15 protein-coding genes, 1 riboswitch and 1 other annotated feature are annotated in these 25,651 nt (G+C 32.9%); of the genes, 3 read left to right on the forward strand and 12 right to left on the reverse strand.

What is annotated here, in order from left to right:
* The 5 genes from AC1RRU_RS11280 to AC1RRU_RS11300 all read right to left on the reverse strand — a co-directional run.
* A partial coding sequence (locus tag AC1RRU_RS11280; RefSeq protein WP_493196591.1) for a SasC/FmtB family protein occupies positions 1-4,022 on the reverse strand: 4,022 nt, incomplete at its 3' end.
* A 287-nt stretch (positions 4,023-4,309) separates the two neighbouring features.
* On the reverse strand, positions 4,310-10,780 hold the full coding sequence (locus tag AC1RRU_RS11285) for a SasC/FmtB family protein (protein WP_011275466.1): 6,471 nt from the start codon (positions 10,778-10,780) through the stop codon (positions 4,310-4,312).
* A 226-nt stretch (positions 10,781-11,006) separates the two neighbouring features.
* Positions 11,007-11,318 carry a rhodanese-like domain-containing protein gene (locus AC1RRU_RS11290; RefSeq protein WP_016931328.1) on the reverse strand — a complete coding sequence of 104 codons (312 nt, stop codon included), beginning with the start codon at positions 11,316-11,318 and terminating at the stop codon, positions 11,007-11,009.
* A 20-nt stretch (positions 11,319-11,338) separates the two neighbouring features.
* Complete coding sequence (gene leuS, locus AC1RRU_RS11295; protein WP_493196592.1) at positions 11,339-13,753, reverse strand: leucine--tRNA ligase; 2,415 nt, start codon at positions 13,751-13,753, stop codon at positions 11,339-11,341.
* A 46-nt stretch (positions 13,754-13,799) separates the two neighbouring features.
* Positions 13,800-13,985, reverse strand: a binding site (T-box leader).
* A 66-nt stretch (positions 13,986-14,051) separates the two neighbouring features.
* Positions 14,052-15,239, reverse strand: coding sequence for an MDR family MFS transporter (locus AC1RRU_RS11300; RefSeq protein ID WP_011275463.1), 1,188 nt, complete (start codon positions 15,237-15,239; stop codon positions 14,052-14,054).
* Positions 15,240-15,349: 110 nt separating this feature from the next.
* Between AC1RRU_RS11300 and mnmL the strand changes: the two genes are divergently transcribed.
* The gene (gene mnmL / locus AC1RRU_RS11305; protein WP_011275462.1) at positions 15,350-16,309 is read left to right on the forward strand and encodes a tRNA modification radical SAM protein MnmL/YtqA; all 960 of its coding nucleotides are present in this window, start codon (positions 15,350-15,352) and stop codon (positions 16,307-16,309) included.
* Entirely contained in the window at positions 16,306-16,866 is a 561-nt protein-coding gene (gene mnmM / locus AC1RRU_RS11310; RefSeq protein ID WP_011275461.1) for a tRNA 5-(aminomethyl)-2-thiouridylate-methyltransferase MnmM, read from the forward strand. Before mnmL ends, mnmM begins: the two co-directional genes overlap by 4 nt.
* A gap of 139 nt (positions 16,867-17,005) precedes the next feature.
* Here mnmM and AC1RRU_RS11315 read toward each other — a convergent pair whose 3' ends face one another.
* Together AC1RRU_RS11315 and AC1RRU_RS11320 are read right to left on the reverse strand one after the other, a co-directional pair.
* Entirely contained in the window at positions 17,006-17,407 is a 402-nt protein-coding gene (locus tag AC1RRU_RS11315) for a transcriptional regulator, SarA/Rot family (RefSeq protein WP_016931327.1), read from the reverse strand.
* Between the two features lie 468 nt (positions 17,408-17,875).
* A complete protein-coding gene (locus AC1RRU_RS11320; protein ID WP_011275459.1) occupies positions 17,876-18,703 on the reverse strand; it encodes an alpha/beta fold hydrolase in 828 nt (275 codons plus the stop codon).
* A gap of 225 nt (positions 18,704-18,928) precedes the next feature.
* On the opposite strand from AC1RRU_RS11320, the gene AC1RRU_RS11325 reads away from it, so the two are divergent.
* Positions 18,929-19,930 (forward strand): proline dehydrogenase family protein, encoded by a 1,002-nt coding sequence (locus AC1RRU_RS11325; RefSeq protein ID WP_011275458.1) that lies wholly within the window; start codon positions 18,929-18,931, stop codon positions 19,928-19,930.
* Positions 19,931-19,981: 51 nt separating this feature from the next.
* On the opposite strand, the gene ribH is transcribed toward AC1RRU_RS11325, so the two are convergent.
* The 5 genes from ribH to AC1RRU_RS11350 all read right to left on the reverse strand — a co-directional run bounded on the left by ribH (position 19,982) and on the right by AC1RRU_RS11350 (position 25,256).
* Positions 19,982-20,440: a 6,7-dimethyl-8-ribityllumazine synthase gene (gene ribH / locus AC1RRU_RS11330; RefSeq protein ID WP_011275457.1), complete on the reverse strand. Its 459-nt coding sequence runs from the start codon at positions 20,438-20,440 to the stop codon at positions 19,982-19,984.
* 11 nt (positions 20,441-20,451) lie between these two features.
* Positions 20,452-21,633 carry a 3,4-dihydroxy-2-butanone-4-phosphate synthase gene (ribB, locus tag AC1RRU_RS11335; protein WP_011275456.1) on the reverse strand — a complete coding sequence of 394 codons (1,182 nt, stop codon included), beginning with the start codon at positions 21,631-21,633 and terminating at the stop codon, positions 20,452-20,454.
* 15 nt (positions 21,634-21,648) lie between these two features.
* Positions 21,649-22,281 (reverse strand): riboflavin synthase, encoded by a 633-nt coding sequence (locus tag AC1RRU_RS11340; RefSeq protein ID WP_011275455.1) that lies wholly within the window; start codon positions 22,279-22,281, stop codon positions 21,649-21,651.
* A gap of 6 nt (positions 22,282-22,287) precedes the next feature.
* Positions 22,288-23,331, reverse strand: a complete 1,044-nt coding sequence (gene ribD, locus AC1RRU_RS11345; RefSeq protein WP_011275454.1) for a bifunctional diaminohydroxyphosphoribosylaminopyrimidine deaminase/5-amino-6-(5-phosphoribosylamino)uracil reductase RibD — start codon at positions 23,329-23,331, stop codon at positions 22,288-22,290.
* Between the two features lie 139 nt (positions 23,332-23,470).
* Positions 23,471-23,612, reverse strand: a riboswitch (FMN riboswitch).
* Positions 23,613-23,765: 153 nt separating this feature from the next.
* Positions 23,766-25,256, reverse strand: a complete 1,491-nt coding sequence (locus tag AC1RRU_RS11350; protein ID WP_016931324.1) for an FAD/NAD(P)-binding protein — start codon at positions 25,254-25,256, stop codon at positions 23,766-23,768.
* Positions 25,257-25,651: the final 395 nt, after the last annotated feature.

Raw genomic sequence — 25,651 nt, forward strand, 5'->3', positions numbered from 1 at the left:
ACTTTCGCTTTTGCTGCTATCTTTTCTTCGTCTGTCGCATTAGGCGTTTGATCGATTTCTGCTTTCTTAGCTTCCGCGGCTTTATCAATCGCTGTTTTTGCTTCGTCTTTCTTAACAACCACTGGTTGAACGTGATTAATTGCGTCCGATCCTTCAGATTTTGCAGTGTCTACACCGTCATTATTCGTTGCTTGGTCTATCGCATTCTTAGCTGTTGTCACTGCTTCATCAACTTTAGCTTTTGCTGCTATCTTTTCTTCGTCTGTCGCATTAGGCGTTTGATCGATTTCCGCTTTTTTAGCTCTAGCTGCATTTTCTATTGCTGTTTTTGCTTCGTCTTTCTTAACAACCGTTGGTTGGACATTGTTAATCGTATCTACACCGTTTGTTTTCGCAGTGTCTACACCTTCGTTATTTGTTACTTGGTCTATTGACGCTTTCGCATTATTTACGGCCTCATCGACTTTCGCTTTTGCTGCTGCCTTCTCTTCATCTGTCGCATCAGGTGTTTGATCGATTTCTGCTTTCTTAGCTTCGGCCGCTTTGTCTATCGCTGTTTTTGCTTCGTCTTTCTTAACAACCGTTGGTTGCACATTGTTAATCGCATCTACACCGTTTGTTTTCGTAGTGTCTACGCCATTGTTATTTGTTGCTTGGTCTATCGCATTCTTAGCTGTTGTCACTGCTTCATCGACTTTCGCTTTTGCTGCTGCTTTTTCTTCGTCTGTCGCGTTTGGTGTTTGGTCGATTTCCGCTTTTTTAGCTTCCGCCGCTTTATCAATCGCTGTTTTTGCTTCGTCTTTCTTAACAACCGTTGGTTGGATATTGTTAATTGAATCTAAACCATTTGATTTCGCAGTGTCTACACCTGCGTTATTTGTTGCTTGGTCTATCGCATTCTTAGCTGTTGTTACTGCTTCATCGACTTTCGCTTTTGCTGCTATCTTTTCTTCGTCTGTCGCATTAGGCGTTTGATCGATTTCTGCTTTCTTAGCTTCCGCGGCTTTATCAATCGCTGTTTTTGCTTCGTCTTTCTTAACAACCACTGGTTGAACGTGATTAATTGCGTCCGATCCTTCAGATTTCGCAGTGTCTACACCATTGTTATTTGTCGCCTGATCTATTGACGCTTTCGCATTATTTACTGCCTCATCGACTTTCGCTTTTGCTGCTGCCTTCTCTTCATCTGTCGCATCAGGTGTTTGATCGATTTCTGCTTTCTTAGCTTCGGCCGCTTTGTCTATCGCTGTTTTTGCTTCGTCTTTCTTAACAACCGTTGGTTGCACATTGTTAATCGTATCTACACCGTTTGTTTTTGCAGTGTCTACACCGTCATTATTCGTTGCTTGGTCTATCGCATTCTTAGCTGTTGTCACTGCTTCATCGACTTTTGCTTTTGCTGCTGCTTTTTCTTCGTCTGTTGCATTAGGCGTTTGATCAATTTCTGCTTTTTTAGAGTTAGCTTGATCTGTTATTATTTGTTTCGCTTGATTCTTTTTAATAGCATCAACTTGAACATTGTGAAGTTGGTTTAATGCTTTGTCTTTAGCAACCTTAACATCATCATTGTGAACGCCTCGTTCAATATTTAATCGTGCTTGCTTTGCAATTTCATCAATTTTGGCTTTAGTTTCATTTTTTTCTTCAATAGTTGCGCTATGATCATTATCAATTTCTGACATTTTAGAAGCAATAACTCTATCTAATTCCTGTCTTGCTTTATCTCTAGCAATCGCATGCGTTGAAATTTGACTAATGTTGTTACTATTAGAAGTTAAAACTGTTTCTACTAACTGATTAGTTGTAGCATTTCTTACAGCATTTTTAGCATTAGTTAGAGCTTCATTAACACTTGTTTTAGCTTCTTCTCTTTCTTCAAAAGTAGCATTCGTGTCATTTTCTATTTCAATAAGTTTTTCATCAGCTTTATCATTCAAAGATTGTATCGCTTGTTGCTTAATTGCCGGAATAACATCTATGGGACTAATATCAACGATTGCTTGCTTTTTTCTTTCAGAAATTTCATTTATATTTGTTGCGCTTTCAATATCTCTAACTTTTTCATCAAAAGTAGCCTTTAAAAGTGTTAATGCAGTATCTTTTTCTTCTCTTGTAGCGTCATTATTGTTATTAATTACCTCTTTACGTGACTTTGCGGCTTGATCAACATCTAATTTTGCTCTTTCTTTATCCAATCTTAAAGTCAAATCGTTAATCGTTGCTTGGTTTTTTCTATCATTGATAGGTGTATTATCATTTTCATTTAAAATTTGTCTTGATGCATTAAGCACATTTTGCATCGATGACCAAGCCTCTTGTGAATAATCACTTGGGTTCAGATGCTCTATTTGAGCACTTATTTGATTATATTTTTGTTGCAAATCAGTTTTATACATTTCCACCGTAACAGATTGTGTTGCGACAGTAACATTTCCTCTTCTTTGATTAGATTCAGTTTTAACATATTCGTTATAACCGCCATATCTGAAATAATTATCATCAGCATTAGATCCAAAATCACGACTTCCATTTCTTCTATTCATGTTTATGCCATCTGTAACATAAACTAGTGTAGCATCAAAATCTTTTTTGATGGGTTCTGAAGTTGGTAAAGAAACTGTATACGTAATGTTTTTAATTGTTCCTGGTTCAATTCTATCTACATTTAATGTTAATAATCTGTTCGATGAATTATAATTTGCTCTAGCATTTTGAGCTGATATGAATTGTACTCCTTCAGGTAAAACAACTTTATACTGTGTTTTATTTGAACGGGAATGACCTTTATTTTCTAGAGAAACTTCTAATGTAGCATTTATTAATGAGGTAGAAGTTGATGGTGATGTAACAGTGTATTTTGTTTGCGTAGTAGTAGCTTTTAAATAAGCACCACTATTGACTTTCACATCTGCTAATCCACTTCCTCCAAAGTTATTCTTCCCTTTTAAAATTCTACCTCCATTGGCACTTTCATAACTTCTCTTTTCAAATGTTTCAAACATAAATCTTAATCTCGATACATTATTAGGCACATTAAAAACACCTGTGAACACACCAAAGGATTTACTTGCTGTGTTTGGTCTACCAGAATAAAGTAAATCTGTAGGGTTATTAGAATCATAAATTGAAACTTTAACACCATTTATACCATTTGTGTTACCCATTGAAGTACCAATAAAATATAATTGAACTTCTGACCCTGGTGTTACATCAACATCTTGATAAATTGGACCTACAGTTTTATCTCCCGCTACGCCACCTAAATTATTTGGGTATTTTGAAAGTACTGCAGCAATTTTATTGTTTGTTTTATCAAAAACGTATGGATTATATGGTGGTAATGCTTTAGGTCCCCACACAAGAGGAATTTCTGTTTGATCATTATCTTTCACATGCCATCCAGTGATTTTACCTGCTTGGTTCATTTCAGACACTGTTTGATTAGTAGGAATAACTGCACCATTAGACGTATCTGTAAAAGTACCGTTAATAATTTGACCAGAATTAGTTTCATTTATACTCATTTGGTCTTGGTTATTATCAACATTGTTATCAGTAGATCGCTTTGTTCTTTTATGAATTGATTTATTTTCATTAAATGTATTATTGCTATCATTTTTCGAAATATTTTGATGTGATAATTCTGGTTCTATAGTTTTTTCGTCTTGATTTGTCTCTATAGAATTTTCCTTAATCTCTTCATTATCTATTCTATATGTACCATTAGCATTATCTACTTTAGAATTAATTTCGCTATTATTAATTTTAATAGCGGTTGCTATTTCTTTTATAGAATCATTACTATTTTTTTCGTTTTCTATGTAATTATCATTATTATGTATTGATTTATCATCAGTTTGAGATTTAACATTTTGCGAGGTAGCTTGCGAAGAATTACTTTCTTCTTCTTGAGTTGCTGCATGACCTGGATGTGATAAGAAAGTCAGTGTAGCTATGACAGTGGAAAATATTCCTACACTAAATTTACGAATACTAAATTTCTGTTTTTTAAAAAGATTCATTATTGTCCTCCTTGATGTTCTTGTCTTGTTGTAATAGTAATAATGAATAGTAATGTATATTGATATTAAATTGTATTATATGATTTTATGCAATTGTTATCATACCTTTTTATAATATCAAATATCATCTGAAATAACCAGAATAAATTTTTCATTAAATAAGATTTTCGTATAGCATAAAGCTTTTAAAAATTATATTTTAAATAATTACATGTTGTTTTCAAATTAATACTAAAAAATCAGACCCCACTATTATGTGAAGTCTGATTTCCAAATAAATTCATTGATTAACTATTTTCTTTGTTTCTTTTTCTATTTTTCAAGAATAAGAATAAACCACTTATCAATGCTAAACCTGCTAATGGTGATTGATTTTGACCTTCTTTACCAGTGCTTGGCAATTTAATAGAATCTTTGTTATTACCTGAGCTAGTATTATAATTATCACTTGAATTATTATTTCTATACCCATCATTATTATTGCCACTTGCTAAAGCTTTCTTACCTTTTGAAACTTCTGGGTTTACCTTTTCTATTTCTTCAATAGCTTTATTTGTAATTGAATCAACGTCGTTGTTATTAATATCATTATCTAATTTTTCTAAAGCATTTTTAACAATTTCATCAATCATGTTCTTCGCTTTATTTTTTTGTTCGTCTGTTAAACCTACTAATGCATCAATTTTAGCTTTTTGCTTTCTAGCTACATTTAAGATAGTCTCTTGAGCCTTAGGTTTTTTAACAATTTTAACTTTAACTTCTTTTAATTTAGAAGTAAAAGTAACTTGAACTTTATCAACATCGTCATTACTATTTGCATTGTCTATTGCTTTATTAGCTTTATCGATTATTTTATCAACTTCTGCTTTTGCTGCGTCTTTTTCTTCTTTAGTTGCTTTATTATCCTTATCGATTTCTGCTTTTTTAGCTTTCGCTTGATCTAAAAGTGTTTGTTTCACAACAGTTTTCTTAGTAGTATCAGGTTGTATTTTTTTAATGATGTTACTACTGCTATTTTTAGCTTGATCTACATCATTATTAGTAGCTCCTTTATCTATATTATCTTTAGCTTTTTTAGCTTCTTCATCTACTTTTGATTTTGCTGAGTCTTTTTCTTCTCTAGTCGCATTGTGATTATTATCAATCTCTGATTTTTTAGCTTTCACTAATTCATCAATCGCTTTTTTAGCTGCGTCTTTTTTCACTACTTCAACTACAACACTATTAATGCCATTTGTACCTTTATCTTTGACCTGATCAACATCACTATTTGTAGAAGCTTGATCTATCTCTTTTTTTTCTTTAGTGACTTCTTCATCTACTTTTGATTTTGCTGCATCTTTTTCTTCTTTTGTTGCATTAGGTGTTTGATCTATTAAATCTTTTTTAGCTTTTGCTACTTCATCTATTGCTTGTTTAGCTTCTGGTTTTTTAATTGTTTCAGGTTGAATAGGAGCAATAGCTGTATGACCATTATTATTACCTTGGTCAACTTGGTCATTAGTAGTTGCTTGATCAATAGCACTTTTAGCTTTAGTAACTTCTTCATCTACTTTTGATTTTGCTACATCTTTTTCTTCTTTTGTTGCATTTGTGTTATTATCAATTTCTTGTTTCTTAGCTTTAGCGACTTCGTCAATTGCGCGTTTCGCTTCTGCCTTTTTAATGGTATCAGGTTGAATTGCTGTAATAGTTGTAACGCCTTGAGTTTTAGCTTGATCTACTGCTTCATTTGTTGTCGCATTATCAATAGATTGTTTTGCTTTTGTTGCTTCTTCATCTACTTTCGCTTTAGCTGCATCTTTTTCTTCTTTAGTTGCTTCTTGATTTTGATCAATTTCAGCCTTTTTAGCTATTACTTCATCATCAATTGCGCGTTTTGCTTCTGACTTTTTAACAACGTCTGGTTGAATTTTTGTTATAGCTGAAGCACCGTCTGTTTTAGCTTGATCGACATCATTATTCGTTGTAGATTGGTCAATGTTATTTTTAGCTTTTGTTGCTTCTTCATCTACTTTTGCTTTCGCTGCGTCTTTTTCTTCTTTAGTAGCTTCTTGATTTTGATCAATTTCTGCTTTTTTAGCAGTCACTGCATCATCAATTGCTTGTTTTGCTTCTGCTTTTTTAACAACTTCTGGTTGGATTGAAGAAATTGTTGTTTCACCTGATGTTTTTGCTTGATCTACACCATTATTAGTAGAAGCTTGATCAATCGCTGCTTTTGCTTTTGTTGCTTCTTCATCTACTTTTGTTTTAGCAGCATCTTTTTCTTCTTGTATAGCATTTTCATTATTATCAATTTCTTGTTTCTTAGCTGACACTGCCACATCGATGGCTTGTTTCGCCTCAGCTTTTTTAATAGCTTCTGGTTCTATTGAAGAAATTATTGTAGTTCCATTCGTTTTTGCTTGGTCAACATCATTATTTGTGTTGGCTTTATCGATTGCTGACTTAGCTTTTGTTACTTCTTCGTCAACTTTAGCTTTCGCTGCATCTTTCTCTTCTTGTGTAGCATCAGAAACTTGATCTATTGCTGCTTTTTTAGCTGTAGCAGCATCATCGATTGCTTGTTTCGATTCAGCTTTTTTGATTGCTTCAGGTTGAATTTTGTTAATAGCAGTTATTTCATTATCTCGAGTTTCGTGTACAGCATCATTAGTACTAGCTTGATCTATAAGTTGTTTCGCTTTAGTAGCTTCTTCATCTACTTTTGCTTTAGCTGCATCTTTTTCTTCTTGTGTAGTAGTACCATCTTGATCTATGGCGTTCTTTTTGGCTGTAACAGTATCATCAATCGCTTGCTTCGCTTTAATTTTTTCTATTGATTCTGGTTGAATATTATTAATAGTAGTTACACCAGAGTCTTTCGCTTGATCTACCGCGTCATTCGTAGTCGATGAATCAATTGCTCGTTTTGCTTTAGCTACTTCTTCATCCACTTTTGCTTTTGCTGCATCTTTTTCTTCTTGTGTAGCTGTTGGATGTTGGTCAATTTCATTTTTCTTAGCTGCTGCATCATCAATTGCTTGTTTAGCATTTGCTTTTTTAACTGCATCTACTTGAATACCTGCTATTGTAGCAGTTTCAGAATTTTGTACTTGATCTACATCATTATTTGAATTTGCTTGAGTAATTGCATCTTTCGCTTTTTGTACTTCAGCATCTACCTTAGCTTTTGCTGCGTCTTTTTCTTCTTGTGTAGCTGTTGGGTGTTGATCAATTTCTTGTTTCTTAGCTGTTGCTGCATCATCAATTGCTTTTCTTGCTGCTGCTTTTTTAACAATATCAGGCTGAATTACTGAAATTGAATTGTTGCCTAAGTCTCTCGTTTGGTCTACACCATCATTCGTTGTTGCTTGATCAATCGCTGTTTTAGCTTTAGCAGCTTCGACATCTACTTTTGCTTTTGCTACGTCTTTCTCTTCTTGAGTTGCATCACTATTATTGTCAATTGCTGCTTTTTTAGCATTTGCACTATCATCTATTGCTTGTTTTGCTGACGATTTCTTAATCGTATCAGGTTGTATTCCTTCAATAGTTGTTACACCAGATGATTTGGCTTGCTCTACATCGTTGTTTGTAGTAGCTTGATCAATCGCTGCTTTTGCTTTGGTAGCTTCAGCATCAACTTTATCTTTAGCTGCCTGTTTTTCTTCATCTGTAGCATCGGCAACAGTATCAATTGCTGCTTTCTTAGCAACGACTTCATCATCAATTGCTTTTCTTGCTGCTGCTTTTTTAGTAACTTCTGGTTGTATACCAGTAATAGTCGAAGTACCGCTATTTTGTTCTTGGTCTACATTATCATTTGTTGTTGCTTGTGTAATTGCTTGTTTTGCAGCTGTTACAGCTGCATCAACTTTCGCTATTGCTGCATCTTTTTCTTCTTGTGTTGCATCTGACGTATTATTTATCGCTTCTTTTTTAGCAGTTGCTGCATCATCAATCGCTTTTCTTGCTGCTGCTTTCTTCACCGTATCAGGAAGTATTCCAGAAATAATTGTAGTATTATTGTTTGTTGCTTCATCTACAGCATTATTTGTAGTTGCAGCATCTGTGGCAGCTTTAGCTTGTTTTGCTGCTTCATCAATTTTGGCTAAAGCTACATCTTTCTCTTCTTGAGTGGCTTCATTGTTATTATTGACTAATGATTTTTGGTTTAAGACTGCTGTATCAATTGCTTGTTTTGCATCTGATTTTTTAACTATTTCAGGTTGAATATTATTAATTGAACTAATACTGTGCGCTTGTACTTCATCAACACCATCATTATTTGTAGATTGGTCAATAAGTCTATCAGCATTTCTAACTTCATCTGTAACTCTTTGAATCGCTGCATCTTTTTCTTCTTGTGTTGCATCACTATTTTGATTAATTAGCGCCTTTTTAGCTTCTGCAGCTTGTTCTATAGCTTTTTTTGCATTTGCTTTTTTGATTACATCAGCATCAATACTATTAATGATGTTGATGCCATTAGTTTGAGCTTGATCTACGTCATTATTAGATGTAGCTTGATCAATTAACGCTTTCGCTTTATTAGCTTCTTCAGTTGCTTTAGCCATAGCGACATCTTTTTCTTCCTGAGTAGCATCATAGTGACTATCGATAAAAACTTTGCGATCCGTTAAAGCTGCCTCAATTGCTTGTTTCGCAGCGGCTTTCTTAGTTGCACGTACATTAATTGAATTAATTTGGGCGATACTGCTTTCTTTTAAAGGAGCGATATCACTACTACTAGTTAAATTATCAATTTCACCTTTTTTCTCATTATATTTATTTTGTAGTTTAGTTAAAGCGACTTGTTTTTCTTCAGTAGTAGCTTCAGTGTTACTATTAATGACATTTTCTCTAGCTTTAGCAGCTTTATCTACATCAAATTTTGCTTTTGCTTTTTCCAAGTTTAATAATAAATTATTAATTTCAGCTTGATTCTTTCTATCTGTTATTGGGGTTGCATCAGTTTCATTTTTAACAACTTTTGCGTTTGTAAGTGCTGTTTGTAAGTTGTTCCAAGCCTCTACGGAATAATCATTTTGATTTGCTTGAGCAAGTTCTGTTTCAATTTCACTTATTTTATTATTGATAGCATCTTTATACATGAAGACAGTGACAGATTGTGTTGGTGCATTTGTAGTACCTTGTCTTTGATCACTCTCAGCGATAATAAACTCATTATTACCACCATATCGAAGGTAGTTATTATCACCAGGTGTTTGCGTAGCAAGGTCTCTTGAACCATTTTTTCGGTTCATATTAATACCTTCAGTTTGATAGATTAGATTCGCATTAAAATCTTTTTTAATTGGTACTGAAGTAGGTAATGATACAGTATAAGAAACGTCTCTTGTTGTACCAGCATCTATTGGATTAATACTAAGTGTCAATTCTCTTGTATCTTCATTAAATGAACCAGTTGCATTTTCAGCAGTTACAAAAGTTGCCCCTTCTGGTAATACAACTTTATATTGAGTTTTGTTAGAACTTGAATGACCTTTATTTTCAATAGAAAAATTTAATTTAGCATTAACATTAGGTGATGTCGCAGAAGTAGAGTTTGCTTGATATTCTGTTTGAGCTGGACTCACTTTTAAGTATGCACCAGTATTAACAGAAACATCAGCAACTACACCACCACCAAAGTTATTTGGGCCCTTAAGTAATCGATGTCCACTATAAGTGTCATGACTTACATTTACTAAAGATTCAAATTGTACTCTAATTCTTGAGATATTATCAGGTACATTAAATACCCCTTTAAAAATACCAAAAGGTTGGCTACTTGTTTTAGGTGTACCTTTATATAATAAAGTTGAAGGATTATTTGCATCATAGACAAATAAACGAGCACTGTTAAATCCTGAAATATTTCCCATAGAAGTACCAATAAAATGGAATTGCAATTCAGAACCTGGTGTAACATCGATATCTTGATAAATCGGACCTACATTATTATCGGGTCTACCATACGATAAGTTATCACTATACTTAGATAATACAGCACCAATTTTGTTATTAGTCTTATCGAAAGTGACATACGTGTATGATGGTAAAACTTTAGGTCCCCACACCAATGGGATTTGTGTCTGTTGACTATTTACTACTTGCCATCCTGGTATTGTGCTTGCAGCATCCATAGCAGATTCTGTAGCAGCCGTTGGAATTTCCGCACCGTTAGATGTATCAGTAAAATTACCATTAACAATCTGTCCAGAGTTTGTTTCATTGATTGCCATTGGATCTGGTTGAGTTTGAGGATTTGAAGATGTATCATTCGCATCACGTTTCACTCGTTTGTGTTTGGCCTTAATACTCTTTTCATTTGATAATGTTTTTTCTTCTGTTGATGGTTGATTAGTGTCAACATTATTAGCTTCGGACTTTGTCTCAGCTAAATCTTTGTTTGAATTTTTATTGTTACTTAAAGTTTCAGACTTGCTCGATTTAGCACTTGTATCATCAACTGAGTTTTGTTTTGGTGCAGGATTATTATCTGCTTTCGTTTCCACTTTAGAAGATGGGTAGCTTGTGTCTTCTTTAGATTCTACTTGTGAAGATGCATTGTCTGGAGCAGTTGATTTTTGATTAGTATCATCTGTACCGCTTGTTTCAGTAACCTTTTGTTGAGCAGATTGACTTTGCTCATCCAATTCAGCTGCATGTCCTGTATGTGTGATAAATGATAATGTAGCAATCACTGTTGAGAACGTACCAACTGTAAATTTACGTATACTGAATTTTTGTTTTTTAAATAGATTCATTAAATATCCTCCTTGTAGTCTGATCTTGATGTCATTGATTTAATGAATTAGTCAAAATATAGTCTAAATCCTATTTGACGATTTACTAAATTATTCTATCACTATTAATAATTGTACGCTAGTGTATTTTAAATTATTATGATAAATATTTTATAAAATATAATTTAGTCCTCTTAAAAATCAAAAAAGCGACTGACATTTGAATTTGTCAGTCGCTTATGCATGATTAAATACTATTTATTTCTGTACCTGCAGTGCCCCATTCGTTCATACCACCTTCTACATTAATAGCATGAATATCATGGTCTTCTAAATATTTCACAACTTTTGCACTACGCATTCCTGCGGCACAAATAATATAATATGTTTCATTCTTATTAAATTGATTTAAGTTGTCAGGAATTTGATCCATAGGAATTGTTTTTGCTCCAGGAATAACTCCCATTGCAGTTTCTTCATCTGTACGAACGTCTACAATATTCACTGGATTAGACTCTAATACTTTTTCTTTTAATTGATCTACTGTAATAGATTCCATTTCTAAAACTCCTTATATTATTATTTTGCAACGATATTAACAAGTTTTTGAGGGACTGCGATTACTTTTTTAATGTCTTTACCCTCAATAGATAGTTTAACATTTTCATCTTTTAATGCTAATGCTTCCATTTCATCTTTGGAAGTATCTTTAGGTATATTTAATTTTGCTCTTACTTTACCATTAACTTGTACTACAATTTCAACCTCTGAATCTACAAGTAAAGATTCATCATAAGTTGGCCATGGTTGATAAATAATAGTGTCTTCATTACCTAAGCGGTCCCATAATTCTTCACCAATATGTGGCGCAATTGGAGCCAACATTTTTACAAAGCCTTCAGCATATGGTTGATAAATCGTTTCTGCTTTATAGCAATCATTAATAAATACCATTAATTGACTTATCGCAGTATTAAAGTTTAATGTGTTGAAGTCTTCTGTAACTTTTTTAACAGTTTGGTTATACACTTTATCTAATCCATTATCATTATTTTCAACTATTTTATTTGATAATGAACCGTCTTCATTGATGAATAGTCTCCAAACACGGTCTAAGAAACGTCTTGAACCATCAAGACCATTTTCACTCCATGCAATTGCTGCATCTAATGGTCCCATAAACATTTCATATAAACGCAATGTATCAGCACCATGTGAATCTACAATATCATCAGGGTTAACTACATTCCCTTTAGACTTACTCATTTTCTCGTTACCTTCTCCAAGTATCATGCCTTGGTTAAATAATTTTTGGAAAGGTTCTTTCGTAGGCACGACACCTAAATCATAAAGCACTTTGTGCCAGAATCTAGCATATAGTAGATGGAGTACGGCATGCTCTACCCCACCAATATATAAATCTACTGGTAACCAATGTTTTAATTTTTCTGGGTCAGCTAACATATTACTATTATGTGGATCGATATATCTTAAATAATACCAACAACTTCCAGCCCATTGTGGCATAGTATTAGTTTCACGACGACCTTTCATTCCAGTCTTTTCATCAATTACATTTACAAACTCGTCGATATTAGCTAATGGTGATTCACCTGTACCTGAAGGTTTAATTTCATCAGTTTCTGGTAGTAAAAGTGGTAACTCTTCTTCTGGAACTGTAGTCATAGTACCATCTTCCCAGTGAATAACTGGTATTGGTTCTCCCCAATAACGTTGTCTGCTGAATAACCAATCTCTTAGTTTGTAGTTTACTTTCTTTTCGCCTGCACCTTTAGCAACTAATAGTTCAATTGCTTTAGAGATCGCCGTTTCATTATCTAAGCCATTTAATTCACCTGAATTAATATGTTCACCAACACCTGTGTATGCTTCTTTTTGAATATCTCCACCAGCAATCACTTCGTTAATTGGTAAATTAAATTTAGATGCAAATTCATAATCACGTTCGTCATGCGCAGGTACAGCCATGACTGCGCCTGTACCATAACTAGATAGTACATAATCTGCAATCCAAATTGGCAAATTCTTACCTGTTAATGGATTTATAGCATAAGCACCTGTGAACACACCAGATTTATCTTTAGCTAAATCTGTACGCTCAAGGTCAGATTTTTTAGATGAGTCTTCTTGATATTTTTTAACCGCTTCTAATTTGTCTTCAGACGTAATTTCATTTACTAATGAATGTTCCGGACTTAATACTAAGAAAGTTGTACCGTAAATTGTATCTGGTCTCGTTGTAAACACATCGATACTAGCATCTTTATTTTCAATCTCAAAAGAAACACGCGCACCTTCTGAACGTCCAATCCAATTACGTTGCATGTCTTTAATAGATTCTGGCCAGTCAAGTTCATCTAAATCTTCTAATAATCGGTCAGCATATTCAGTAATTTTTAATACCCATTGCTTCATAGGTCGTCTATATACTGGGTGTCCTCCTCGTTCAGATACGCCATCAACGACCTCTTCGTTTGATAGAACAGTTCCCAATGCTGGACACCAGTTTACAGCAACTTCATCAACATAGGCTAAGCCTTTATTATACAATTGGATAAAAATCCATTGTGTCCATTTGTAATATTCAGGATCTGTAGTATTTACTTCTCTATCCCAATCATAACTGAAACCTAATTTTTGAATTTGACGTTTAAACGTTTGAATATTTTGCTTAGTAAATTCCCTAGGGTCATTACCAGTATCTAATGCATATTGTTCAGCAGGTAATCCAAAAGCATCCCATCCCATTGGATGTAGTACATTATAACCTTGCATACGTTTATATCTAGATACAATATCAGTAGCTGTGTAACCTTCTGGGTGCCCTACATGTAAACCCGCACCAGATGGATAAGGGAACATATCTAATGCATAAAATTTCTTTTGTCCTAAATTATCACTCGTTTTAAACGTTTTGTTGTCTGCCCAATAATTTTGCCATTTTTTCTCAATTTCCTTATGATTATATCCCAAATCTTTTTCCTCCTATAAATAAAAAACACCTCAAACTATTATTTATTACAGGGACGACTTCTTGCCGCGGTACCACCCTAATTCACATAATATGTGCACTTTATAATAGTAAGAGATGTTTATAATTTAATCGAATAACGGTAAGTTCACTTAATTCTTAACACTAGTTTTCACCACCACTAGCTCTCTGATGAAAAGTACTTAAGTTACTACTCCAATACATTTTAATATTATGAGATTCAAGCACTAATTGCAAGTGGTAGTTACTATTTTATTTCAACTCATGTATATATCATATCTATCTAGATTGTCGTGATTGTTTTCCTTTAGGTAGACCTTTGTCAAAGATTGAAAGGAAGATAATTCCAACAATTAATAAGAACATGATGCCAATGAACATCGCACTCATATTGAAAGTATCAACCAATACACCACCTATTAGTGGTCCAAATGCTTTACCAACAGTTGAAGCTGAATTAACGACTCCTTGATATTGACCCTGTTTTCCTTCTGGTGCCAGATAATTAGCTATAGTTGGTACTGCTGGCCAAACAAACATTTCACCAAAAGTTAATATAATCATTCCTATTAAAAATACAGTAAATTGTTCAGCAAAACTAGTTACAAAGAAAGACAGCATAAAAATTAAAATACCAACTAACATTTGATATTTTAAATTCCCTTTTAATAAAATAATTGCTGGTCTTATTAACGGTTGAGCAACTAAAATCATAATACCGTTAACTGTCCATAATATACTGTATTGTGACATAGAAATATTTAATTCTTGTGTAAATGATGCAATTGTAGTTTCCCATTGAATGTAAGCAATCCAACAAATAGCAAACATTACACATAATAATAAGAGTGCAATAAAGCGTTTTTTATTTTCTTTACTATGAATGTCTAGGCTGTCTGGTGTTCTAATTTTAGCGTGATATTCAAGATTAAATTGCGTTATCGCTACAATCCCAAATAAGACGTACATAATCAGGTTAGCTAAGAAAATATAATTAAAGCTTAACTCAGCAACGAAACCACCCATTGCTGCGCCTGTTGCTACACCAATGTTTTGAGCTAAGTATATTGCATTGAATGTCGTTCTCCCCCCGTTAGGCCAAACTGCACCAGCCATTGCATAAATTGCGGGAACTATCATTCCGCCACCAAAGCCTAACAATACTAACCAAATCGCATACCATGGCCAACCATGGAAGAAGTTTAAAAGTGTAGTACTGATTAAACATGTAACGGTACCTATCATTATTGTTCGATAACCACCTAACTTGTCGAACAATGAACCTCCTAGTAAATTTCCGACTACCATTCCAAATGAATTAACCATTAGAACAATCGCAGCAATTGTCAGGCTCTTACCAAGCTCTTCTTTCATATAAATTGTGTTTAAAGGCCATAAAAAGCTAGAGCCAGTTATATTTAGCGCCATGCCTATAACTAGCCACCATACTGATCTAGGTATATTCATATTTATTAGTCCCCTCTTTATATTTTTGTTGAACTACATTAAACACTATAACATTAAAGTATGTTAAAATCTTTACTTAGAACTAAGTTAGATAGAAAGGAAAATGTGTTATGGGTAACTATTTCCCGTATGCCTTTGAAAATAAACGATATCATACATGGAATTATCATTTAAAAAATAAATTTGGTCAAAAGATTTTTAAAGTAGCACTTGATGGTGGATTTGACTGTCCTAACCGTGATGGCACTGTTGCACATGGTGGGTGCACGTTCTGTTCAGCCGCAGGTAGCGGTGACTTTGCTGGCAACAGAGCTGATCCAATTGAAGTTCAATTTCAACAAATTAAAGATAGAATGCATGAAAAATGGAGTGAGGGTAAATATATTGCTTACTTCCAAGCCTTTACTAACACTCATGCGCCTGTAGAAGTTCTTAAAGAAAAATATGAACCTGTCCTAAAGGAAGAAGGCGTAGTTGGTTTGTCAATTGCAACAAGACCAGACTGTTTACCTGATGATGTTGTAGAGTATTTAGCCGAACTAAATGAACGTACTTATTTATGGGTGGAATTAGGTTTACAAACTGTTCATCAAGAAACTACAGATTTAATTAATCGTGCTCATGATATGCAAACATATTACGATGGTGTTGCTAAATTAAGAAAGCACAACATTAATGTGTGTACGCATATTATTAATGGATTACCAGGTGAAGACTATGAAATGATGATGGAAACAGCACGTGAAGTGGCTCAAATGGATGTTCAAGGCATAAAAATACATTTACTTCATTTATTAAAAGGGACACCAATGGTTAAACAGTATGAAAAAGGAATGCTCGAGTTTATGTCGCAAGAGAATTATACCAAGTTAGTCTGTGATCAATTAGAAATTTTACCACCAGAAATGATTATTCATCGAATTACTGGAGATGGTCCAATTGATTTAATGGTGGGCCCTATGTGGAGTGTTAATAAATGGGAAGTTTTAAATGAAATTGATGATGAATTAGCACGACGCAATTCATATCAAGGTAAACATTATTCATCTGAAGTAAAGGTTAAATCATGAAATTAGAACGAATTCTCCCCTTTTCAAAAACGTTAATAAAAGAACATATTAAGCAAGATAGTATTGTCATTGATGCTACTTGTGGCAATGGTAACGACACGTTATTTCTTGCACAGCAAGTTTCTAATGGCCATGTTTTTGGTTTCGATATACAAGATACAGCAATCCAATCAACTTTCGAAAAAGTAAAAGCATTTAATAATGTAACATTAATTCAAGATGGCCATGAGAACATTAAGAAACATATTGACATTCAATTTAAAGGTCAAATAGATGCGGCAATTTTTAATCTTGGTTATTTACCTAAGGGTGATAAATCTATTGTTACAAGACCTGAAACTACAATTAAAGCAATAAATGCTATTTTTGATTATTTAAGTGTCGAGGGAATTATAGTGCTAGTTATATATCATGGGCATGCTGAAGGACAAGTTGAACGAGATGCCTTATTAGATTTTTTAGAACATTTTGATCAAGAGAAAGCTCATATTCTTAAATATCAATTTATGAATCAAGTGAATCACGCGCCATTTATATGTGCGATTGAGAAACGCTAAACCTAACATCATCATCTCTAACAAAATTTTAAATAATATAAAAAATCCACTCCATAGTTTTAATTATGGAGTGGATTGTTTTGTCGAAAAATCTCTCTAAATTATATTTAAAACGATATAAACTAAAACATCAAATCGATTAAACACGCATTAATGAATTTAGACTATTTTCAAGTATTTCATATCGTTTTTTTATAGTAGCAGTAATGAAATCTAATAATTCATTTTTTAGTTCTTGCTTCTCTTTATTAAAATGTATAATTACAGTTCGTTCATCATCTAATGGTCTCTCTTTAAATATCCATTCAGATTGAACAAGTTTGTTATATGTACGTGTACGTTTATACGATTTAATATTAACGTAACTATCCATTTCTTTTAACGTCATGGACCCTTTGTCCCATAAAGTTAGTAAAATTAGAACCTCTTCTTTGGTCAAATCATAAGTTTCATAAATCACTTTAAAAATCGAATTGATTTCTTTACACACTTCTTCAAGCTGCAAAATCATAGAAACATTCTCGCCTGCTTGATTATTCATGCTGCTCCCTCCCTAAATAATTGTACACATCCCGATTAAATAATTATAGAATTAACTATCATTATATATTTACCCAATTATTCTCTTTGTAATTAAACAATTTATAATAACTCCTAAAAATTAACTTACATTAAAGCATATGTTAAATTACTTTAAATTTTTATTGGTAATTCAACTATATGTAATTAAAATTAAAAACATATACTATTTACATTATATTATATTTTTACTTTAATTTAAAAGATGTCAACTTCTAAATTTTGAATTACCTTTGCGCATTAATCAATTGCATTACATATAATTGTTTACCAAAAAAGAGCTAGAACAGAATTCTTATCGAATTCTTAGTCCCAGCTCCTCAAGGAAGACTAAAATTGAAGAAATATTATAAATAATTTCTTAATTTGATCAACTATGACGAATATGCGTTGTAGTCATTAAATATTACTTCATTACACACTCTAATTTTTAAACTTCTTCGATTTCTTCTTCATTTACAATAAACCCCATTGTATTCACACTATTATTTAAAAATGTCAACACGTAACGCATCACTTGATCACGTTCAGGTTCATTATGAATTTCATGATAGAAGCCTTCCCATACTTTAAAATAAAATTCATTAGTGTTTAAATTATTTTTAAGTTCATTGAATGAACGTAATTCCAATAATTTATCTTCAGTTCCATACATTAGTAACGTTGGCATAGATTGTATATCCTTGAAATGTTGAACTGTATCTTTCATTGTTTCCAACAAAATGTTATACCACTTGTAGGTTACTTTTCTTAGCATTAATCCATCTTGTTTAGTTTCTTCAATAACTTCATCATTTCGCGTTAAATCTTTAGTTTCAATACCTAATTTGAATCGTGCGTCCTTAGATCCTTTACCTACATTTGAAATTAACATATTTTTACGTGTCTTATTATTTCTTTTAAATTCTAACAATGGAGAAAGGAGTAACATACCCTCGATAGGCAATTCTGTTTTTTCAAGTACATTTAATAAAATTAATCCACCTAGTCCAACACCCATGACAAAAGTAGGAATCTTGTATTCATTAGCAATTCTAACCCATTCTATTAGTGTTTCATGGTATATATCAAAATGCTCAAGTTGTCCCTTGTTTGCTCTAGATGTTTGACCTTGTCCAGGTAAATCACCCATTATAACGTGATAACCATTACGTCTTAACATCGTAATAACGTATGCATATCTGCCAGTGTGTTCTAAAATGTTATGTACTATAACCACGACACCTTTAGCATCGTGTTCAGTTTCCCATTTCCACATATGTATAATTCCTCTCTAACTTATATTTCGATAAATGTATTATATCAGATTATTTGTTTGGACTGGTGTAAATCTTAGAGACAAAGTGATTACAAATTTTAGTTCGATATTGTAATTATACCTTTTTTTATAGTATTCAGATAATTGAAAACGCTTTCTACAATCACATATTCATGCTAAACTATTATTAAATTATAAGTTTTATGTAACATGGAGGAATGGGATATGTCACTTTTTAAGAATTTTTTTATTGCATTATCAAATAGCACTTATTTAAATGAAACAGCAAAAAAAGTAGGTCCTAAAATGGGTGCAAATAAAGTTGTGGCTGGTAATACTATCGAGCAATTGATTGACACAATTGAGAGACTAAACGATAAAAATATAGCTGTTACAGTTGATAATCTTGGCGAGTTTGTAGGAACGGTTGAAGAAGCTACTCAAGCTAAGAATGAAATTTTAGAAGTTATGCAAGCTATTAAAGATTATAATGTTGATGCTCATATGTCTGTAAAATTAAGTTCTCTTGGTGGTGAATTTGATACTGAGCTAGCTTATAATAATTTAAGAGAGATTCTACTTAAAGCCAACGAATTTGATAATATGCATATTAATATCGACACTGAAAAATATGACAGTTTACAGCAAATTGTTGAAGTGTTAGATAGACTTAAAGGGGAATTCAGAAACGTTGGAACAGTAATACAAGCTTATCTTTATGATGCAGTTGATTTAATTGATAAATATCCTAATTTACGCTTGAGATTAGTTAAAGGTGCCTATAAAGAAGATGAACAAATTGCATATCAAACTAAAGAAGAGATTGATGCAAATTACATAAAAATCATTGAGAAGCGTCTTTTAACTGCTAAAAACTATACATCAATCGCTACACATGACGATCAAATAATTAATCACGTTAAACAATTTGTTAAATCACATAATATTGACAGAGATCAATTTGAATTTCAAATGTTATACGGATTCCGTAGTGAATTAGCTGAGGATATTTCTCGACAAGGATACCATTTCACAATTTATGTTCCTTATGGCAATGATTGGTTCGGTTACTTCATGCGTAGATTAGCTGAACGCCCTCAAAACCTTGCTCTTGCTTATCAAGAATTTGTTTCAACTAAGACATTGAAGAAAATTGGCGTTTTCACTAGCCTAGGCCTTGGAGCTGCATTTATTATTTCTGGTCTCACAAGATTATTAAAAAGATAAAAAATAAATCCTCGACACTGCTAATACTTTGTCGAGGATTTGTATTTTTAATTAAAATTGTTTTAATAAATTTGCCATTTCAATAGCACTTACTGCTGCTTCAGCACCTTTATTACCCGCTTTAGTTCCAGCTCTTTCAACCGCTTGTTCAATACTTTCAGTGGTTAATACGCCAAATATAACTGGAATATCGCTTACATCATTTGCCTTTGATACTCCTTTTGCAACTTCATTACATACATAATCATAATGAGATGTTGCACCTCTAATTACACAACCTAAAGTGATGACTGCGTCATATTCACCTTTTTGAGCTAGTTTTTTAGAAACTAAAGGAATTTCAAATGCACCAGGTACATAAGCAACATCTATATTACTATCTTCCACACCATGACGAACAAGTGTATCTTTTGCACCATCTAATAAACGGTTCGTAATAAAATCATTAAATCGACTTACTACAATAGCTACTTTTAAATCTGTTCCTACCAATTTACCTTCAAAATTCATCTTTATTCCTCCTAAATTAAATGTCCCATTTTTATTTTTTTAGTATTCATATAATCATGATTATGTTCATTTTCAGCTACAATAATTGGTGTGCGGTCCGCAACTTTAATACCATACTCAGATAATCCCTCAAATTTTTTAGGATTATTACTTAACAAATTCACTTGTTGTACATTGAAATAATTCAAAATTTGAGCAGCTATATGATAATCCCTTAAATCTTCATCAAATCCTAAAGCTAGGTTGGCAGTTACTGTATCATGACCTTGTTCAATTAATTCGTATGCTCTTAATTTATTGATTAACCCTATGCCTCTTCCTTCTTGAGGCAAATAAATGATCATGCCACCATGCTCATTAATATATTTCATCGCTGATTCTAGTTGTGCACCACAATCACATCTTTGACTATGGAAAATATCACCTGTTAAACATGCAGAATGAATACGCACATTCTCTGTGACACGTGGTTCCCCTTTAGCAAGTACAACAATTTCTTCTTTAGTTAATGATGATTCGAATCCATACATTTCAAAAGCTCCATGATCTGTCGGCATATTAACTTTTGCTTTTAACTCAACACTAGTGTCTTTGTCTTTTTGATAATTAACTAAACTTTCAATAGTAATCATTTTAAGACCATGTTGATGTTTAAACGCTTCTAGTTGCTCACCTTTAGCCATTGTCCCATCTTCATTCATGATCTCACATATAACACCTGCCGGAGCTGCTTTCGTTAATTTCGCTAAATCTACAGCTGCTTCTGTATGACCAGTACGTTCCAAGACACCATTTTCTTTAGCTATTAATGGAAAAAGATGACCAGGTTTATGGAAATCTTCAGGAGTTGATTCTGGATTAATTAAAGCGCGTGCCGTTGCCATTCTATCAAATGCACTTATACCGGTTGACGTTGTAGCGTGATCGATACTTACTGTAAAATTAGTTCCAAAACCATCTGTGTTATGTTCTACCATAGGCATTAGATTAAATTTGAGTGCCAAGTCTTTACTAATTGGTGCACAAATTAGCCCTCTACCTTCTTTAGCCATAAAATTAATAGTATTATCATTCATCCATTGTGTTATAGCTACAAGATCTCCTTCATTTTCACGATCCTCGTCATCCACAACAATAATACTTTCACCACGTTTTAAAGCATTTAATGCATCCTTAATTTCGTCAAATTCCATCTATAATTACGCCTCCTAAAAGCCAAATGCTTTTAACTTATCTAATGTAAGCTCTGACTCATTTCTACTTACCATTCGTTCAACATATTTAAAAAGAACATCCGTTTCTAAATGAACTTGGTCGCCATTTTGTTTAGAAGATAAAATCGTTGAACGTCTTGTTTCAGGTATTAAATGAATATCAAAACTATCATGTCGTAAATCGAAAATTGTTAAACTCACACCATCCACAGTGATTGAACCTTGTTTGACCATTTGATTAATGATAGTTGAAGATGCTCTAATCGAAACTATTCTAGAATTAGGAGTTTCTTTAACTTGTGTTATAACACCTTTGTCATCAACATGACCTAAAACAAAATGACCTCCAAAACGTCCATTTCCTGACATTGCTCTTTCTAAGTTGACTTCATCATTTTTATTGATTTGAGATAGATATGTTTTATCTTCAGTACCTTTTATGAGTTGAACAGAAAAATAATTACTTGTGAAGTCAATCACTGTTAAACAAGCTCCATTCACACTGATAGAGTCACCGATATGCATGTCTTCTGTGATAGTTTGACAAGCTATATCCAATGTTCTAACCGATTGATGAGTACGAATATTTTTGACAGTACCTATTTCTTCAACAATACCTGTAAACATAAGTTGTCACTTCTTTCGCAAAATCATTTTTAAATTTTGATTAATTAACTCAGTAGAAGAAATTTCAAATTGCGTGGTTTCATTTAAATCAATAATATCCGCAGTTTGATAGAATTGATTTTTTCCAGAACCACCTATTATTTTCGGGGCGTAATAAATAATAAGTTGATTAATAAAATCAGTTTGAAGAAATTTGGAAGTTATACGAGGACCAGCTTCTATTAATAATGAACCAATACCTCGCTTATAAATATCTTTAAGTATATCTTTTAAATAGCATTTATCTATACAGATAACCTTTATGTTTCGATTTGGACTTTCAAGCGTTTGATTTTCAGTGTAAATCCACACTTCACTCGACGAATCTTGAAAAAGTTGTTTCGTAAAATCAACATTGCCACTTTTAGCCAACACTATTCGGATTGGATTTTTACCATTCGGAATACGAGTCGTGTAAAGTGGGTTATCAGCATTAATTGTGCCATTTCCTGTCAACACAGCATCATGCGTATGTCTTAAATGGTAGACATCTTGTTTAACCTCTGAATTAGTAATCCATTTACTCTGACCTAAATCTGTTGCTTGTTTACCGTCTAATGACACAGACACTTTCATCGTTATTTCAGGGATTTGCCCTGACTTAGCTTTAAAAAAGTCTTTATATAAGGCAGCTGCTTCTTCAGAGTATTGATATTCTACATCAATCCCAGCTTGTTCTAATATAGCATCACCTTCAGACGGTAATGTCGTATCTTTAACAGCATAAATAACTTTGCTAAGTCCAAATTCAATAATTTTGTTCACACATGGTGGTGTTGAGCCAAAGTGGGTACATGGTTCTAGCGAAATATAGATTATTCCACCTTTTGCTTCCTTTCCAGCCATATCAAGTGCTTGTACTTCTGCGTGTTTCTCACCTTGTTTTAGATGAGCACCGAGTCCAACTATTCGGCCGTTATTAACAACGACTGCACCAACTGGAGGATTGATACCCGTTTGTCCTTTAACCATTTGTGCGAGTTGTATAGCGTATTCCATAAAATTACTCAATAAATCACCTCAAAATTAAAACTCCCTATACCAATAAAGTGCTTAAAGGCATAGGGAGACCAAATGTATATTCAAATAAGCTTACAACATTAGAAATGTGTATGCTAAATAACCGTCATAATTATCAAATAAAGACGTCTCATTCTTTCTCCCATCCAGACTTTCACTGTCGGCTCTAGAATCTCACTAGATCAGCCATCAAAGTTATTACCTTTCACTTTGACAGGTCGCAGGCTTATATTACTGCCGGTTGGGAATTGCACCCCGCCCCGAAAGAATTCATATGAAATTGTGATTGTTTGAGTTAACGTAGTTTAATAACTACAACATTTATCATACGCTTATTGTTTAAAAAATACAAACCTTGAACGCTGTATATTGTTAAATAGAGTAACTAATAACGGAATTGGGTTATTTAAGTGTAAATGTCTACATTATGAATTAAAATGGTCAAATTTACTTTGGTTTTCATATAAATAATTTACAGAATTGACCGCTTGATCAACGATCATCTTCACTCCATTACGCAATTTATTAACGCCATTAGTTACTTGCCCAATAGCTATCATATTGTTAAGAGTTCCATATCTTGGACTTATGACTTGATTGGTTTCTGGAATAATTTGTATACCTCCCATTGGATGTGGTTGAACAATTTGTCTGTTTTGGAGGTTAAGAATAAGCTGATCTTCCTCATCTAAATCTGATAAATGTGTTTTTGATCCAGTCGAATTAATAATGACATCATATTGATAATAATCATCATCATTGTTGAATTTCAATAAATAATGGTTGTCTTTATAAGTAATATCTTCTATTCCGCTTTTAACAATTAATGATTGATTATTTATTAAGTCTATAATTAACTCTGCAGTACGAGGTGGCATAGGGTTAGAATTTAATTGAATAATTTTTGAGAAACGTTTATCAAAGTCTTTCTGATCTTCTCGACTAAAGCTATTCCATATCCAGTTTAGATTTTCTTTAATATTTTCAATTAAACTTTGAAACACACCAATTTCATCAGGTCTATCAAGATCATACTGTAAATCTTGAATTGTATTTCCTGTGCGACGATATACTAGTTTCTCTAAATCAATATTATGATCTTTACATTCTAATTTGAATAATTCAAAAGCTAATTCTAAAGGTACATTTCCATAATATTGCGATTTCAATTCATTAAACTTTTGCTTAGTTAAATGTTTAAACTCAACATCTATCATATTTCCTCTAACACTAGGTAAATGTGCTGAGCGACTAGTCATAGTTATTGGTAATTTAGGATGATGTGTAGCCACGTATCTAACTACATCTAAACTGGCTAATCCGGTGCCTATAATTGCAATATCGTCTGATTGAGACACTTCATCTAATGTATTATATGTAGGATAAGGTGTTTGAATATAACCTTTATTCCCTTTTAGATTATATGGGTCATGATAAGCAAATGTGCCAGTCGTTAAAAATATATAATCATACTCTTTCCATTCACTCATATCTTCTGAAGTACATACATAGTATTTTAATGTAGTCTCATCAATTTCTGAATTTGTAAAAATTTCGCGAACTGGATGCTTAATAATGGTTAAATTATCAAACAACAAGTCGTAGTTAGATAGGTATGACTTCATATAATGACCAAATACAAACCTAGGAAGATATTTTGGATTATCGAATTTAAATTCTGATTGCTCTTGATACCATTTCCAGAACTCTTCATCATCATCCAAATTTAAACTCATTTGCTTAGTTGGCAAATTAATTAATAATTGGCTGCTGTCATTTTGAAAAGGTACACCCTGCCCCATATTCTTATCATGATCATATACATCAACCTCAAGATTTTTAAACGCTTCATTTTTGACTAATTGCCTTAGTACACTAACACCAGCTGTACCCACTCCTATAATTGCTACACGCATATATTCATCATCCTTCTAATTTTCTCTATCAAGAATTTTTAATAATTTTATTATATCAATATCATAATTTGCTTAAAATAATTTATACTTATATGCAATTAGCATTCCCTATTTTTATTTATCCTATATTTATATGTTAGTATTAAGTTATTGAGGTGAACTAAAATGAAATTTCTCTTAAAAGTTGTCGTCGTATTTGTTATAGCATTTAGTTGGATAACTCGAAAAAATAAAGCCGAATAACTATTTGTGAACACAAATTATATTGGCTCTACGTCAAATCGGACTGATGAGTCCAAATATTGAGATTAAGCAACTTTAGGTTGTTTAATCTCTTTTTTTGTTGTTGACGCAAATAGTCGCGAAGTTATAATAATTCGATTACGTAAATTATC

Source organism: Staphylococcus sp. GW821-FHT11H10 (genome assembly GCF_058807855.1).